A 14,082-nucleotide genomic window follows, 5' to 3' on the forward strand; every position below is an offset into this window, starting at 1 on the left:
CCGCGGTCTTCGTCAGCGAGGGCACCAACGAGCTCCTCGGAATGCAGATGGGCTCGTTGTCCGTCTTCCTCGTCGGTCTGACCGCAGGCGCGGCGCTGCTGTGGGGGTACTCGATCCTCAAGTGGGGAACGAAGCGAGGGCTGGCCCAGCGCCGGGAGCGCAAGGAGATCGGCACCCTCAACGAGAGGCTCAAGCGGGCCGAGTCGGAGCGTCACGACGAGACCCCCGACGAGCACCTCTGAGCCTCACGGCACTGGGCCCGCCGGGCCGGCTCGTGCTCGAGCAGTGACGTCGTAGTCACGACCCAGCAGACGTGGGCCGCCCACGCGCACGGCCACGGTGACCGCCCCGTCCGCCTGTTCGCAGCTCGACAGGGACGCTTCGTTCGCCTCTGCGCTCCGGTCAGCGGCAGCACAGGCGTCGACACCCGCCGCGGCCGCCGAGGCCGCTGCGAGCGCGGCCAGGTCGGCGGCGGCCTGTGCCGAGCGGTGGGCGAGGACGACTGCCGTGACCCCGCTCAGCGCCACCCCCACGAACATGAGAAGGGCGCTCGCAGCCAGCACGAGCATCGTGGCCGATCCGTGTTCTCCGCGGCGGCCGGACCTGGGGCGGCGCCCTCTCACGGTTGCTCCATGAGGGCGACCGACCGGGCGCTGACGAGCGCAGCCGGCATGTTGTCGAACAGCCCGCCCGGGCCCTCGACCTCGGCGCTCGAGGTGACCGTGACCTGTCCGCCCTCGATCACGATGTCGACCGAGGCACCTTCGGGCGCGATCCCCAGCGCCAGTGACCGCGCCGACGCCTGGTCATCACCGCGGGCGACGGCACGCGCCGCCTCGCGGGCTGCGTCGACCACGCGGACCTGGGCGGCCCCGACGGCGAGCAGCCACACCAGGCCCACCGTCACGGCGAGCAGGAGGGGCAGTGCGACAGCGAGCTCCGCAGTCACTGCGCCGCGCTCTGCGCGTTCCCGCCGTCGGGGACCGGTCACTTGATCCCCAGCAGGCCCATGACGTGGTCGAACAACGTCTTGAGGAGCTGGTCGCCGAACCCGCCGCTGAGCAGCTTGTAGAGCAGGCCGGCGAAGCCTGCTCCCGCGGCCGTCCCGACGGCGTATTCGGCTGTGGTGATCCCTCGCTCGTCGGCGCGGGCTCGGCGGCGCATCGACCCGCCCATGGTCATCGCGTTCAGCATCTGCTTCCTCTCGTCAAGGCCCGCGTCGCGGGCCGGTGGGACGACCCTGCGACAGGCCACGCCCGTCGCGCAGGGGGCCGGCGGGCCCCCTGTGGAGGGACGCTCCCGGCCACCGGCTGTGCGCGGTTGGCGAACCGGGGTCTGACCGCATCACGGGTGCTTGCGGGTACGGCGGTGCGTGACCCACACTTCCGTCGCTGGCAAGGTGGCTCACGCACCGCTCCCCAGAGAGCCAGAGAGCCAGATCCCGAACCTCACGGAACCAGCGACGTGAGCAGTCCGGCGACCGTGGGCACGATCCCGATGAGCAGGAAGGCGGGCAGCAGGCACAGTCCCAACGGGACCGCTGCCTTCACCCCGACCGAGCGGGCACGGTCCTCGACAGCAGCCAGCGACGAGCGCTCGAGGTCGTCCGCCAGCCTCTCCATCTCATCGGCCACGGGAGCGCCGCTGCTCTCGACGCGCGCAAGGGTCCGACCCATCGGCGCCAGGACGTCGTCGTGGGCAAGCTCTCCCCAGACGACGAGCGGGTCGACTCCCATGCGCAGCCGTGCCAGTGCCGCCTCCAGGCGTTGCGCCGTCGAACCCGGGCACGCCGCGACGACCGCGGCAAGGGCGGCCGGGAGCGAGGCGCCCGATCGCAGCGCGCACGACATGAGGTCGACGACGTGCGGCAGCTCGGCTCTGATGGCTTCACGCTCCTGTCGCACCGCGCTCGGCTCCGACCGGGCCAGGATGATCCAGGCAGTGGCCCCAGCCACCGGTGCGATGACGAGCCCCACGCGTCCACCCACGAACACCCCGGCCGCGGCGCCGGCGAGGAGGCAGAGCACGGGTCGCCAACGACCGGTCCGTGAGGCCGGAGTCGCGGGCGCGGATTGTTCGAGGGCGAGTCGGCGAGGTGGTGCCAGTCCCAACAGCGCGGCCACCCCGGCGGCGATCGCGGCGAGGGTGATCACGGCGGTTCAGCCTGGTCCGCGATGACCTCGATCCACCACAGACCCAGCACCCCGAAGGTCAGCCCCGAGGCCAGGCAGACCCACCCGACAGGCGTCGCGAGCAGGAAGGACCACGGATCGCTGCCGGCGCCGGACCCCATGCCCAGCGCCACCACCGGCAACACCGCCACCAGCCGGGCCGTCGCCCGCGCCGAGGCCAGCTCCGAGGCGACGACCCGCTGGGTCTGTCGCTGCGCCCGGATCCGACCGGCGACGCGGGAGACGGCGTGGGCCAGCCCGTGGCCGGAATGGTGGGCGACCTGCCAGGCGGCCGCAACGACGCGCAGGTCGGCGGCCCCAGGGACGGTGGCCAGGCGCCGAAGCGCAGTGGGCACGTCCGAGCCCAACGACCACGCCTCCACGACGGGGCCGAGTCCGGACCACCGCCTGGCCGCCGCACCCAGGGCGTGTTCCGGCGGCCGTCCCGCTGCCAGCTCCGCGGCGATCACCTCACAGGCCTCCAGCACTCCCAGCGCGGTGTGCGCTCGGGCGCGTCGATCCCGTCGGCGCCGCCAGATCAGGTGACCACCAGCGGCAGTGGACGCCGTCACGACGGCGATCACGGCAGCCGTCAGCGGCAGCCAGCCGCTGACCACACCCCACGCACCCAGACCCGCCGTGGCGACCACCAGTGGGCGCCACGACCACGACCGGCTGCTCGAGCGCGCCGACGGAACGGCCAGCCAGACGGCCAGCCCGGCAAGTCCGGCCGCGAGCGTCGTCATGAGCCCAGACGCTCGGCGAGGAGGGCCGCCGACGGACCGCGCTGGGCACGCCCGTCGGGATCGAACGCCAGTGCGGGCGAGATGGAGACCATGCCGTCGTTACCGCGGACCGGCACCCCGATCTGCGCCACGAAGCGTCGACCGTCCTGGGCGCGGCACAGATGGACCACGGCATCGAGGGCTGCCGCGAGCTGGCTGTGGGCCGCCGCACGAGGCAGACCGGCGGCGGCCGCGAGGGCCTCGATCCGCGCTGGCACGTCCACGACCGAGTTGGCGTGGAGGGTGCCGCACCCGCCGGCGTGGCCGGTGTTGAGGGCCGCCAGCATGTCGACCACCTCGGCTCCGCGGACCTCACCGACAACCAGTCGGTCGGGTCGCATCCGCATGGCCTGGCGGACCAGCGCTCTCAAGGTGATCTCGCCAGCACCCTCGATGTTCGGGGGCCGCGCCTCCAGCCCGAGGACATGACCATGGTCCGGTCGCAGCTCGCTGGCGTCCTCGACCAGGACCAGCCGTTCGGTGGGCTCGACGAGCGAGAGCATGGCCGCCAACAGCGTGGTCTTGCCCGAACCGGTGCCGCCGGTGACGAGGAAGGCCAGTCGTCCGGCGATGAGCGCCTGCAGCACCTCCGCGCAGTCGGGACTGACCGAACCGGCGGCCATCAGCTCGTCGAGGGAGAACGCCCGCGCCGCCGGGACCCGCATCGAGATCGTGGTGCCGGGCCGAGCCGTCGGCGCCAGCACGGCGTGGAAGCGCGTCCCGTCGGGGAGCCGGACATCGGCGTACGGCGTGGCATCGTCCAACCGCCTCCCGCCGGTCGACGCCAGACGCTGGGCCAGTCGGCGCACCGAGGCATCGTCGGGGAACGTCACCGACGTCAACCGGAGCCCGGAACCGTCGTCGACCCAGACCTGGTCAGGGCCGTTGACCAGCACGTCGGTCACACCCGCCTGGCGCAGCAGTGGCTCGAGCGGACCCGAGCCGAGGACGTCGCGGCGGAGCGCGTCGTGCACGGCCAGCACCGTCGCGTCACCGACGGGGCGACCCGCGGCGCGCATCGCCTCGGCGACCCGGTGCGGTGACAGCTGCCCGGGTGTGGCTGCCAGTCGCTCGCGGACGTCGTCGAGCAGCCCGGGCCCGATCATGGCCGCCTCGAGCATCAGGCGACCTCGGCCAGGAACTCCGAGACGGCCCTGCCCAAGCGGCTGCGCCGAGCGCGCACCGGGCCGAGACCGAGGTCCACCGCCTCAGCCAGACCCCGTTGATGCGGCACTTCGAGCCCCACCTTCACACCTGTCGTCGCGGAGAGCTCCCGGAGTGACACGGGACCTCGCCGAGGCGCCAGCCGCAGATGTGAGGTGTCGCTCAGCGAGGCGAGGACCCTCAAGGTCGAGACGACCCCACCGATGCTGGACGGAGTCACCACGAGCACGAGGTCGCAACGTGCCACCAGCTCTGCGGAGACGGCGCCAGCACGGCGGGCGACGTCGAGCACGACCAGGCGGTGCCCCCGTCGGCCCGCCTCCAGCACGTCCCTCAGCGTGGAGACCGGCGGCGGCGCGGCCGATCCCGAGGTGCCTGTCGACGTCCAGGTCAGCACCCCGACCCCGTCGCGGCTCGGCACGGCTTCGCGCAACGACCGGGACCCGAGCCGGCCGGCGGACGCGGTCAGGTCGTCCCAGCGAACCCCCGGCACCTCGTCCAGACCCAGCACCCGATCGAGTCCCGGACCGAGCGGATCGGTATCGAGGACCAGCGCCGGACCAGTGAGACCGGCCACCTGTCCCAGCGCGCAGGCGAGCGTCGAGGCTCCGGCACCGCCCGCCCCGCCGATCACGCCGAGGACGAGTCCATGCGCGGGCACCTCCTCCACGTCCGCGAACAGCGCCGAGAGGTGCGCCTCGGCCGAGGGCAGCTCGGCGACCGTGCTCGCCCCCACCTCGAGGGCGAGCCGGAACGTGTCCGACCCTGGAGCGCGGCACACGACTACGACCCCAGCTCGCCGCGGTGGTGAGACCGAGACGAGATCGACCAGCAGGTCGTCCCCGATCACGATGAGTGGCGCCGACGCCCACGACGCCAGCGCAGAGACGGCGTCGCCGCGCACCTCGGGCTGCACGCCTGCGCCAGCAGCCACCCGGGCCAGGTCGTCGAGGAGGGCGGGGTCTCGGGTGAGCACGAGTGGCAGCATGTTCCGACCCTGACCCAGAGCGGGGACAGTGCTCGGAGCGCGGAGGCACCCGTTGTGGATGAGGCGCGAAACACCCTGCCTGTGTGCGCATACCGGCCCGGTGAGGGGCGTCTCGCGCCTACCATCGATTCATGTCCCGCCCCACCGCGGCGTTCTTCGATCTGGACAAGACGATCATCGCCAAGTCCAGCACGCTTGCCTTCAACAAGCCCTTCCAGGCCGGCGGTCTGATCAACCGACGCGCGGTGCTGCGCAGCACGTACGCCCAGTTCGTCTATCTGGTGGGTGGCGCCGACCACGACCAGATGGAGAAGATGCGGCTGTTCATGTCCACCCTCTGCGCCGGCTGGGACGTCGCCACGGTGCGCGAGATCGTCGCCGAGACGCTCCACCACATCGTCGACCCCATCGTCTATGACGAGGCGGTCAACCTGATCGAGGAGCACCGGCTGGCCGGTCGCGACGTGGTCATCGTCTCGACCAGCGGGTCGGAGCTCGTGGAGCCCATCGGCGAGATGCTGGGCGCTGATCGCGTCGTCGCCACCCGCATGGCGATCGTGGACGGCAAGTACTCCGGCGAGATCGAGTACTACGCCTACGCCGAGGAGAAGGCGCGAGCCATCGAGGAGCTGGCCCGCGTGGTCGGCTACGACCTCGAGAACAGCTACGCCTACAGCGACTCGGTCACCGACGTCTTCATGCTCGAGACCGTCGGACACCCCCACGCCGTGAACCCCGACCGCGAGCTCCGCAGGATCGCCCAGGACCGCGGCTGGCCCATCCTGGTGTTCAACAAGCCGGTCGAGCTGCGCAGCCGGATGTCGTTCCCGCCAGCGGGGTCGACGATGGCCGCGATCGCCGTCGGCAGCGCGCTCGCGGCGGGCGGTGTCCTGTGGGCGACCTCCCGCAAGCGTCGCCTCGAGCTCTGAGCTGGCTCAGATGTCGCGCCGGGCCAGCAGACGTTCACCCACGAGCAGCTGGTCGGGTCGGTGGATGGGCGTCACCCACCGACCCGGTGAGAAGTCAACTCTTGTAGGTGGCTCCGGGTGGGCGTACAACAGGAGGACAACTCAAGAGTTTGCACGTGAGCCGGGTACCCACGCGGCGATCTACCCTCTCGAAGAGGGTGCGTGTCTTCGGGATACTCCCGGGACAGCAGTTAGATGTTGCACGCCTGGTAACCATCGACACACGTGTATGCGACGGCATCCGACCTCCTCACGGGGGCGGGTGCCGTTCGCACTCCCCGTACGCGGCTACTCCGACGGGCGCCTGAGCGGGGAGGCCTCGGCGCCGGCGACGTAGGCCTCGGCGGCGTAGAGCACCCACGAGTGGACGCCCCGCGGCTCCCCCGACCCGTAGGCCCGCAGGTTGGACTCGTACTCCGCGCGCAGCGCGAGGTGTCCTGCCTCGGGGACGACGAGCGACTTGGCGTCGACGCCGCGGGCGACGAGCACCAGGCGCTCGAGGGCGCGCGCCACGATCCCGTTGTGCGAGGCGAAGGGCGCCGCTGTGGCGACGTCGGCGTGCGCGACACCGGCCACGAGCAGCGCCGGTGCGGCGGTCCCGCTGAGCAACATCTCCGAGACCCCGCGCAGCCGGTCGGCGGAGGCTTCGTCGCGCGGCCGGCCCAGCGAGTCCTGCGGCAGCGAACCGGCCGCCACCACGGAGTGCAGCCGGGCGATGGCCTGGAGCGGGGACGTCTTCAGCAGCGGCGCGAGGGCGAGCATCGAGGCGGACAGCCGGACGGAGTCCGTAGTGATCGGGTCTCCCGTCCCCTCCCGGACCTCGGCGAGCGTGGACGTCGAACCCTCGAGGACCGCCGACGCGTGGGCCCCGCGGAGCAGCGACTCGGCCGTCATCTCCGGGGAGGTACGGCGCAGTCCCCGGTCGCGCAGCATGACGTCGATGCCGTCCCGCGCTGCGGCGTACGCCGACGGCACGCCCTCCAGCTCGACGAGCCAGCGGAGGGGATCAGCGACGGAGTCGGTCATGGACGGCGACGCTAGTAGCCTGCACCGGGTGACCGACGAGCAGCCCGACATGTTGCGTCTCTCCCAGTCCTTCGGCGCCGTCGCCGACGCCTATGACCGCGGCCGGCCGTCCTATCCGGCGGACGCGGTCGAGTGGCTGCTCGACGGCGAGGCGAAGGTCGTGCTCGAGCTCGGGGCCGGCACCGGGAAGCTGACGCGGGTGATGGTCGACCAGGGTCACGCAGTCTTCGCGACCGAGAAGGACCCCGCGATGCTGGCCGTGCTCCAGGACCGCGTGCCGGAGGTCAGCGCCAAGGTCGCGGGGGCGGAGGAGATCCCTGCCAACGACCGCAGCGTCGACGTCGTCGTCGCAGCGCAGGCCTTCCACTGGTTCGACCACGACCTGGCGGTGCCCGAGATGGCGCGCGTCCTCAAGCCCGGGGGACACGTCGCGCTGGTGTGGAACTCTTTCGACCAGCGCATCCCCTGGGTGCGCAAGCTCGTCCAGGTCACCGGTGAGTGGAGCGCGACGTCCGGCACGTCCCACGGGGTCCTCACCGGCAGCGACCTCTTCGGTGAGGTGGAGAGCAAGACGTTCGCCTTCTGGCAGGACGTCACCCGCGACACCCTCGTGGACATCGTCGCCTCGCGGTCCTACATCGCCTCCCTCCCAGAGGCCGAGCGTGAGACCAAGCTCGGCGCGGTGCGCGCGTTGTACGACGACTACGGCCGTGGCCACGACGGCATGCAGCTGCCCTACGTCGTCGAGTGCTTCCGCGCCAAGGTCATCGACCAACGCGACTCCGCTGTGGAGGTGGCGAGCGAGTCGGCAACAGAATGGACCCCGGACGCATCACAAGAGAGCGGGTTCGTCTCCGACGGCACCGACACCGACATGCTGCTGATCGACTTCAAGTAAGCAGCCCCATCCTCAGGGGTTTCCTTGCGCCGTACCTGCGAGCGCTGAGCACCGGACAGCGGTAGTTCGCTGCCACCCAGTGGCAGCGCACGACCGCTGTCCTCGGCACTCTCCTCGGCGCGGGCCACGATCGGGGCTAGGTTGGCGGCCATGACGAGCCGGCTGCGTCCCTGGCGCCGTACGCACCTCGGTACGGAGGCTGATCGCGCCACCTTCCGCACGCTCCACACCGCCTCGCTGGCCGCTCCGGCCCTCCGCGAGGGGCTCACGGAGTCCAGTGCCGAGCGCAGCCTGCGGCACCTGCGGGTCCTGCTGGGAACACCGGCGGCGGCGCTGACCGACACCAGCGGGGTCTTGGCGTGGGCCGGCATCGGGCGGCACCACGCTGAGGAGACGGCCCGCTTCATCGCCGACATGGGCGAGGATGCGCCCACCCGCATTGCCGACATGAGCGTGTGCGCCGACTACGGCTGTCCGGTCCGGCAGGTCATCATCAGTCCTCTCGTCGTGGAGGAGGTGCTCGTGGGCACCCTCGTCGTCGGCGCGCCGCACGCCACGGGCAGCCTCATCCGGGCCGCCAACGAGGTCGCGGCCTGGGTGTCCGGACAGCTCGAGCTGGCCCGCCTCGACGACTCCCGCACCGCGCTGATGGAGGCGGAGGTCCGAGCGCTGCGGGCGCAGATCAGCCCGCACTTCATCTACAACTCGCTGGGTGCCATCGCCAGCTTCGTCCGCACCGACCCCGACCGGGCGCGCGAGCTGCTGCTGGAGTTCGCCGACTTCACCCGCTACTCGTTCCGCCGGCACGGCAACTACACGACCCTGGCCGAGGAGCTTCGCTCGGTGGAGCGCTACCTCCTGCTCGAGCAGGCCAGGTTCGACGACCGGCTCAAGGTCACCCTGCGGATCGCCCCGGAGGTGCTGCCGGTCGCGGTGCCCTTCCTCTGCATCCAGCCACTCGTCGAGAACGCCGTGCGGCACGGCCTCGAGGCCAGCGCCGAGAAGTCGGACGGGGTCGGCCGGCTCTGGATCACCGCCCGGGACCTCGACCAGGAATGCGTGATCGAGATCGAGGACGACGGTACGGGCGAGGATCCCGAACGCGTACGCCGCGCGCTCGCCGGCGACGCGTCCATGGACTCAGTCGGCCTCGGCAACGTGGACGCACGCCTGCGCAACACCTACGGCGACGACTACGGGCTGGTCGTGGAAACCGCGCTCGGCGCCGGCACCAAGGTGACGGTCCGCGTGCCGAAGTTCGCGCCGGGGGTCCACGTATGAAGGTGAAGCCATGAGCCTCAAGGTCCTCGTCATCGACGACGAACGCCCCGCTCTGGACGAGCTGATCTTCCTGCTTGAGCGAGACCCGCGCGTGGGCGAGGTGCTCGGCTGCGCCTCGGCCACCGAGGCGCTCCGCATGTTCCAGGACCTCGAGGTCGACGCCGTGTTCCTCGACATCCAGATGCCCGGGCTGACCGGCCTCGACCTCGCCCAGGTCCTCTCCCGCTTCAAGTCACCGCCGCCCATCGTGTTCGTGACGGCCCACGAGGAGCACGCGGTCGACGCCTTCGACCTCCACGCGGTCGACTACGTCCTCAAGCCGGTGCGCGAGGAGCGTCTCGCCGAGGCCGTACGCCGCGTGGTCAACGCCGGCGCGACGGTCCCGAGCGGCGACACCCAGATCGCCGTCGAACGAGGCGGGGTCACCCGGTTCATCTCCCGCAGCGACGTGACCCATGTCGAGGCGCAGGGCGACTACGCCCGGCTCCACACTGTCGGCGACTCCCACCTCGTTCGTACGCCGCTCTCGACCCTCGCCCAGGAATGGGCCGACGCGGGCTTCGTGCGCATCCACCGTTCGGTGCTGGTCTCGCTCGCCCACGTCGCCGAGCTCCGCGTCGACGCAGGGAGGGTCAGCGTCGTGGTCGGCGAGCACGAGCTGCTGGTGAGCCGGCGGCACACCCGCGAGCTGCGCGAGCTGCTGACCCGGCACATCCGGTGACCGGCCCGTGAACGACAACCCGCGCGTGCGGGTGACCGGTCCGTCCCGCCGCCGTGCCTCGACCCACCGTTCGGGGCGGGTGGAGATCGACGCCGGCACCGAGCTCGGTCGCGTCTTCATGCGCTCGCTCCTGCGCGAGCAGCTCGGGCTCGCGTTGGGCATCCTCTTCCTGCTGGGCGTCACCGTCGGGGTCCTGCCGCTCGCCTTCTACCTCGTTCCGGAGCTGGCCGAGATGCTGGTCGGGCCGGTGCCGCTGGCCTGGCTGCTGCTCGGTGGCCTCGTCTACCCCTGGCTGCTGCTGCTCGGCTGGCTCTACGTCCGCCGGTCGGAAGCCAACGAGCGTGACTTCGCCGCCCTGGTCGAGGAAGTGGACAGATCATGAACACCGATGTCGTGCCCGGTGTCGTCGCCGTCATCGCCGTCACGATCGCGACCCTCGCCATCAGCACGTGGGGGCTGCAGTTCTCCCGGACCACGAGTGACTTCTTCGTCGCGTCCCGCACCGTGCGCCCCGCGCTCAACGCCAGCGCGATCGGCGGTGAATACCTCTCGGCCGCGTCGTTCCTCGGGATCGCCGGACTCGTGCTCACCTTCGGCGCCGACATGCTCTGGTACCCCGTCGGCTGGACCGCCGGCTACCTCGTGCTGCTCGTGCTCGTGGCGGCACCCCTGCGGCGCAGCGGCGCCTACACCCTTCCCGACTTCGCCGAGGCGCGCCTCGGCTCCCGGGGGGTCCGGTCGCTCTGCTCGTTGCTCGTCGTCGTGATCGGCTGGCTCTATCTCCTTCCGCAGTTCCAGGGCGCCGGGTTGACACTGCAGGCCGCGATCAACGCGCCGCCGTGGGTCGGCCCGCTCGTGGTCTCCGTCGTGGTGCTCGTCAACGTCGGCTCCGGTGGCATGCGGAGCATCACCTTCGTCCAGGCGTTCCAGTACTGGCTGAAGCTCACGGCCCTGCTCCTCCCTGCGTGCGTGCTGCTCGCGATCTGGGCCGGCGACGGCGCCCCCGACCCGACCTCGCGCGGCGGCGCCGACCTGTGGTCCTACCCCCTCGGCGAGGGCGGCGCCCAGGGTCTCTACGTCACCTACTCGCTCATCGTCGCCACGTTCCTCGGCACGATGGGGCTGCCCCACGTCGTCGTGCGCTTCTACACCAATCCCGATGGCCGGGCCGCTCGGCGTACGACGCTGGTGGTGCTCGCGCTCCTCGGTGTCTTCTACCTCCTTCCGCCGATCTACGGCGCCCTCGGACGCATCTACGCCGCCGACCTCGCGGCGGCCGGCGGTTCGGACGTGCTGATTCTCGAGCTGCCGCGACTCATGGTTGGCGGTCTGCTCGGGGAGCTCCTCACCGGCCTCGTCACCGCGGGTGCGTTCGCCGCGTTCCTGTCCACCTCGTCCGGCCTGGCGATCGCGGTGGCCGGGGTGCTCTCCCAGGACGTGACCGGGCGCCGCGTGGCGGGACGGCGACTCTCCGGCGTCGGCGCCTTCCGTGCGGGCGCGGCCATAGCCGTGGTCGTGCCGGCCCTGGTGTCGGTCTCGTCTCCCGACGTCGGGGTGGCGCAGACGGTGGGACTCGCCTTCGCGGTCGCGGCCTCGACCTTCTGCCCGTTGCTGCTGCTGGGGATCTGGTGGCGGGGGCTGACGCCGGCCGGGGCGATCGCCGGGCTGGCCGTGGGCGGGCTGGGCTCGGGGATGGCAGTCGGCTGGACCCTGGTGACCTCGGGAACGACCGGCTGGGTGGGAATCCTCCTGGCGCAGCCCGCAGCGTGGAGCGTCCCGTCGGCGCTGGCGACCATGGTGGTCGTCAGCCGGCTGACGCGCGGATCCGTCCCGCCCCACGCCAGCCGTTTCATGGTTCGCCTCCACACGCCCGAGGCCGTCGACCTGCAACGCGGCTGACCGTTCGTCGCGCCCAGGCGACCGTTCACCGATTCTCCTGCGCCGCCCGCCGACGTACTCACGCGTCACTCTCGCGGGTGCTTGCGCCGGGATGCCACGGTGACGCCGATCACACCACCGTGACCTGCCCGCAGGAAGGGACATCTCGTGAGCACCGAAATCCCCGACCAGGCCGCGCGCCACGATCCGGTCTACGACCGGCTCCACGCGACGCCTGAGTTCATTGAGCTCCGCAAGCGCTACCGGGGGTTCGTCATCCCCGCCACCGTCGCGTTCCTCGCCTGGTACCTGCTCTACGTGGTCATGTCGAACTGGGCCTCCGGCTTCATGAACACCAAGCTCTTCGGCAACATCAACGTGGCCCTGATCTTCGGCCTCCTCCAGTTCGCCACCACCTTCGGGCTGGCGTTCCTCTACAGCCGCTTCTCCAACTCGAGGCTCGACCCGCTTGCTCGTGAGCTCGAGCAGTCGTACGTCGACCAGGCCGGCACCCACGGACAGCGAGGCCAGCAATGAGCGACCAGGCCCTGACCAGCGTTCTCTTCCTCTCCGTCGTCGCCCTGACGATCGGCATCACCTTCTGGGCGAGCCGGCAGACCAAGACCGCGGTCGACTTCTACTCCGGCGGCCGCTCCTTCTCCGGCTTCCAGAACGGACTCGCCATTGGCGGCGACTACATGTCCGCCGCCTCGTTCCTCGGCATCTCCGGCGCCATCGCGCTCTTCGGCTACGACGGCTTCCTCTACTCGATCGGGTTCCTCGTGGCCTGGCTGGTGGCACTGCTCCTGGTCGCGGAGATGCTGCGCAACGCGGGGCGCTACACGATGGCCGACCAGCTCGCCTTCCGCATGCGCCAGCGCCCGGTGCGTACGGCGGCCTCGATCTCCACGGTGGTCGTCTCGATCTTCTACCTGCTCGCCCAGATGGTCGGCGCCGGAACGCTCGTCGCCCTGCTCCTCGGGGTCGACAGCGAGGCGATCAAGAACCTCACCATCGTCGGTGTCGGCGTCCTGATGATCTTCTACGTCGTCGTCGGCGGCATGAAGGGCACGACGTACGTCCAGATCGTCAAGGCCGTCCTGCTCATGCTGGGCTCGGCGCTGATCGTGATCCTCGTGCTGGCGAAGTTCGACTTCAACCTCTCAGCCCTGCTCGGCGCAGCAGCGGAGAACTCGGGCAAGGGCGACGCGTTCCTGCAGCCCGGCCTCCAGTACGGCGCAACGCTGACCTCGCAGATCGACTTCCTGTCGCTCGGCCTCGCGCTGGTGCTCGGAACTGCCGGTCTGCCGCACATCCTCATCCGCTTCTACACCGTGCCGACGGCCCGGGACGCGCGGAAGTCGGTGCTGTGGGCGATCGGCCTGATCGGGGCCTTCTACCTGATGACGCTGGTGCTGGGCTTCGGTGCTGCGGCCCTGCTCGACCGCAACGCCATCGACCCGGTCGAGGGCGGCAACCAGAACCTCGCCTCCCCGCTGCTCGCCGAAGCCGTCGGTGGCGGCGCGGGCTCGACAGGGGGCGCCATCCTGCTGGCGCTCATCGCCGCGGTCGCCTTCGCGACCATCCTCGCCGTGGTGGCCGGGTTGACCCTGGCCAGCTCGTCGTCGGTGGCCCACGACCTCTACAAGGGAGTCATCAAGAAGGACCAGCCCGTCACGGAGAAGGAAGAGGTCCGGGTCGCCCGGATCGCAGCCTTCGCCATCGGGGCCATCGCAATCGCGCTGTCGATCCCGGCCCAGCGGCTCAACATCGCCTTCCTGGTGGCGTTGGCCTTCGCCGTGGCAGCGTCGGCCAACCTGCCGGCGATCATAAACAACATGTTCTGGCGGCGCTTCAACACCCGCGGCGCCACCTGGAGCATCTACGGCGGCCTGATCGCCGCCGTGGGCCTGGTCGTCCTGTCGCCCGTGATGTCGGGTGCCCCGACGTCGTTGTTCCCGGACGCGAACTTCCAGATCTTCCCCCTCAACAACCCGGGCATCGTGTCGATCCCGCTAGGCTTCCTGCTCGGCTTCCTCGGCACGATCAGCAGCAAGGAGCCCGAGGCGGAGGAGCGCTTCACCGAGCTCGAGGTCCGTGCCCTCACCGGCGCGGGCGCAGAGGGCGCCACGCACCACTGATCCCCCAGCCGAGTCGAGTGATGAGCTCCGTGGCAGATGGAGCCACCTCATCACTCGACTC

Annotated in this window: 17 protein-coding genes; 9 read left to right on the forward strand and 8 right to left on the reverse strand. The window is 71.0% G+C overall.

What is annotated here, in order from left to right; translation table 11 throughout:
* Positions 1 to 242 (forward strand): hypothetical protein (locus tag JWN68_RS01485; RefSeq protein WP_297733624.1); only part of this gene is annotated, 242 nt, incomplete at its 5' end.
* Between the two features lie 3 nt (positions 243 to 245).
* On the opposite strand, the gene JWN68_RS01490 is transcribed toward JWN68_RS01485, so the two are convergent.
* The 7 genes from JWN68_RS01490 to ssd all read right to left on the reverse strand — a co-directional run bounded on the left by JWN68_RS01490 (position 246) and on the right by ssd (position 5,108).
* The gene (locus JWN68_RS01490) at positions 246 to 623 is read right to left on the reverse strand and encodes an Rv3654c family TadE-like protein (RefSeq protein WP_297733627.1); all 378 of its coding nucleotides are present in this window, start codon (positions 621 to 623) and stop codon (positions 246 to 248) included.
* A complete protein-coding gene (locus tag JWN68_RS01495) occupies positions 620 to 949 on the reverse strand; it encodes a TadE family type IV pilus minor pilin (protein ID WP_297733630.1) in 330 nt (109 codons plus the stop codon). The genes JWN68_RS01490 and JWN68_RS01495 overlap by 4 nt, the downstream gene beginning before the upstream one ends.
* 38 nt (positions 950 to 987) lie before the next feature.
* Positions 988 to 1,194 (reverse strand): DUF4244 domain-containing protein, encoded by a 207-nt coding sequence (locus tag JWN68_RS01500; protein ID WP_297733633.1) that lies wholly within the window; start codon positions 1,192 to 1,194, stop codon positions 988 to 990.
* A gap of 254 nt (positions 1,195 to 1,448) precedes the next feature.
* Positions 1,449 to 2,153: a type II secretion system F family protein gene (locus tag JWN68_RS01505; RefSeq protein ID WP_297733636.1), complete on the reverse strand. Its 705-nt coding sequence runs from the start codon at positions 2,151 to 2,153 to the stop codon at positions 1,449 to 1,451.
* Positions 2,150 to 2,917, reverse strand: coding sequence for a type II secretion system F family protein (locus tag JWN68_RS01510; protein WP_297733639.1), 768 nt, complete (start codon positions 2,915 to 2,917; stop codon positions 2,150 to 2,152). Before JWN68_RS01510 ends, JWN68_RS01505 begins: the two co-directional genes overlap by 4 nt.
* The gene (locus JWN68_RS01515) at positions 2,914 to 4,077 is read right to left on the reverse strand and encodes a TadA family conjugal transfer-associated ATPase (RefSeq protein ID WP_297733642.1); all 1,164 of its coding nucleotides are present in this window, start codon (positions 4,075 to 4,077) and stop codon (positions 2,914 to 2,916) included. Before JWN68_RS01515 ends, JWN68_RS01510 begins: the two co-directional genes overlap by 4 nt.
* A complete protein-coding gene (gene ssd / locus JWN68_RS01520) occupies positions 4,077 to 5,108 on the reverse strand; it encodes a septum site-determining protein Ssd (protein WP_297733645.1) in 1,032 nt (343 codons plus the stop codon). Before ssd ends, JWN68_RS01515 begins: the two co-directional genes overlap by 1 nt.
* Positions 5,109 to 5,239: 131 nt before the next feature.
* On the opposite strand from ssd, the gene JWN68_RS01525 reads away from it, so the two are divergent.
* On the forward strand, positions 5,240 to 6,037 hold the full coding sequence (locus JWN68_RS01525; protein WP_297733647.1) for an HAD-IB family hydrolase: 798 nt from the start codon (positions 5,240 to 5,242) through the stop codon (positions 6,035 to 6,037).
* Positions 6,038 to 6,364: 327 nt separating this feature from the next.
* Here JWN68_RS01525 and JWN68_RS01530 read toward each other — a convergent pair whose 3' ends face one another.
* Positions 6,365 to 7,102 carry an oxidoreductase gene (locus tag JWN68_RS01530; RefSeq protein WP_297733650.1) on the reverse strand — a complete coding sequence of 246 codons (738 nt, stop codon included), beginning with the start codon at positions 7,100 to 7,102 and terminating at the stop codon, positions 6,365 to 6,367.
* Positions 7,103 to 7,130: 28 nt separating this feature from the next.
* Here JWN68_RS01530 and JWN68_RS01535 point away from each other — a divergent pair, with 28 nt between their 5' ends.
* From JWN68_RS01535 to JWN68_RS01565, 7 genes are all read left to right on the forward strand, one after another.
* Positions 7,131 to 8,000, forward strand: a complete 870-nt coding sequence (locus tag JWN68_RS01535) for a class I SAM-dependent methyltransferase (RefSeq protein ID WP_297733653.1) — start codon at positions 7,131 to 7,133, stop codon at positions 7,998 to 8,000.
* Positions 8,001 to 8,150: 150 nt separating this feature from the next.
* Positions 8,151 to 9,281, forward strand: coding sequence for a histidine kinase (locus tag JWN68_RS01540; protein ID WP_297733656.1), 1,131 nt, complete (start codon positions 8,151 to 8,153; stop codon positions 9,279 to 9,281).
* A gap of 10 nt (positions 9,282 to 9,291) precedes the next feature.
* A complete protein-coding gene (locus JWN68_RS01545; RefSeq protein WP_297733658.1) occupies positions 9,292 to 10,002 on the forward strand; it encodes a response regulator transcription factor in 711 nt (236 codons plus the stop codon).
* 7 nt (positions 10,003 to 10,009) lie between these two features.
* Positions 10,010 to 10,384, forward strand: coding sequence for a hypothetical protein (locus JWN68_RS01550; RefSeq protein ID WP_297733661.1), 375 nt, complete (start codon positions 10,010 to 10,012; stop codon positions 10,382 to 10,384).
* A complete protein-coding gene (locus JWN68_RS01555) occupies positions 10,381 to 11,901 on the forward strand; it encodes a cation acetate symporter (protein WP_297733664.1) in 1,521 nt (506 codons plus the stop codon). Before JWN68_RS01550 ends, JWN68_RS01555 begins: the two co-directional genes overlap by 4 nt.
* Positions 11,902 to 12,048: 147 nt before the next feature.
* Positions 12,049 to 12,417, forward strand: coding sequence for a DUF485 domain-containing protein (locus tag JWN68_RS01560; RefSeq protein WP_297733667.1), 369 nt, complete (start codon positions 12,049 to 12,051; stop codon positions 12,415 to 12,417).
* Positions 12,414 to 14,021 carry a cation acetate symporter gene (locus JWN68_RS01565; RefSeq protein WP_297733670.1) on the forward strand — a complete coding sequence of 536 codons (1,608 nt, stop codon included), beginning with the start codon at positions 12,414 to 12,416 and terminating at the stop codon, positions 14,019 to 14,021. Before JWN68_RS01560 ends, JWN68_RS01565 begins: the two co-directional genes overlap by 4 nt.
* Positions 14,022 to 14,082: the final 61 nt, after the last annotated feature.

Source organism: Nocardioides sp. (assembly GCF_025964975.1).
Lineage (GTDB): Bacteria > Actinomycetota > Actinomycetes > Propionibacteriales > Nocardioidaceae > Nocardioides.

Coding starts and splice junctions, on each gene's coding strand:
- JWN68_RS01500 (WP_297733633.1), bottom strand. CDS start 1,194: ATGCTGAACGCGATGACCATGGGCGGGTCGATGCGCCGCCGAGCCCGC.
- JWN68_RS01510 (WP_297733639.1), bottom strand. CDS start 2,917: ATGACGACGCTCGCGGCCGGACTTGCCGGGCTGGCCGTCTGGCTGGCC.
- JWN68_RS01515 (WP_297733642.1), bottom strand. CDS start 4,077: ATGCTCGAGGCGGCCATGATCGGGCCCGGGCTGCTCGACGACGTCCGC.
- ssd (WP_297733645.1), bottom strand. CDS start 5,108: ATGCTGCCACTCGTGCTCACCCGAGACCCCGCCCTCCTCGACGACCTG.
- JWN68_RS01525 (WP_297733647.1), top strand. CDS start 5,240: ATGTCCCGCCCCACCGCGGCGTTCTTCGATCTGGACAAGACGATCATC.
- JWN68_RS01530 (WP_297733650.1), bottom strand. CDS start 7,102: ATGACCGACTCCGTCGCTGATCCCCTCCGCTGGCTCGTCGAGCTGGAG.
- JWN68_RS01540 (WP_297733656.1), top strand. CDS start 8,151: ATGACGAGCCGGCTGCGTCCCTGGCGCCGTACGCACCTCGGTACGGAG.
- JWN68_RS01545 (WP_297733658.1), top strand. CDS start 9,292: ATGAGCCTCAAGGTCCTCGTCATCGACGACGAACGCCCCGCTCTGGAC.
- JWN68_RS01555 (WP_297733664.1), top strand. CDS start 10,381: ATGAACACCGATGTCGTGCCCGGTGTCGTCGCCGTCATCGCCGTCACG.
- JWN68_RS01565 (WP_297733670.1), top strand. CDS start 12,414: ATGAGCGACCAGGCCCTGACCAGCGTTCTCTTCCTCTCCGTCGTCGCC.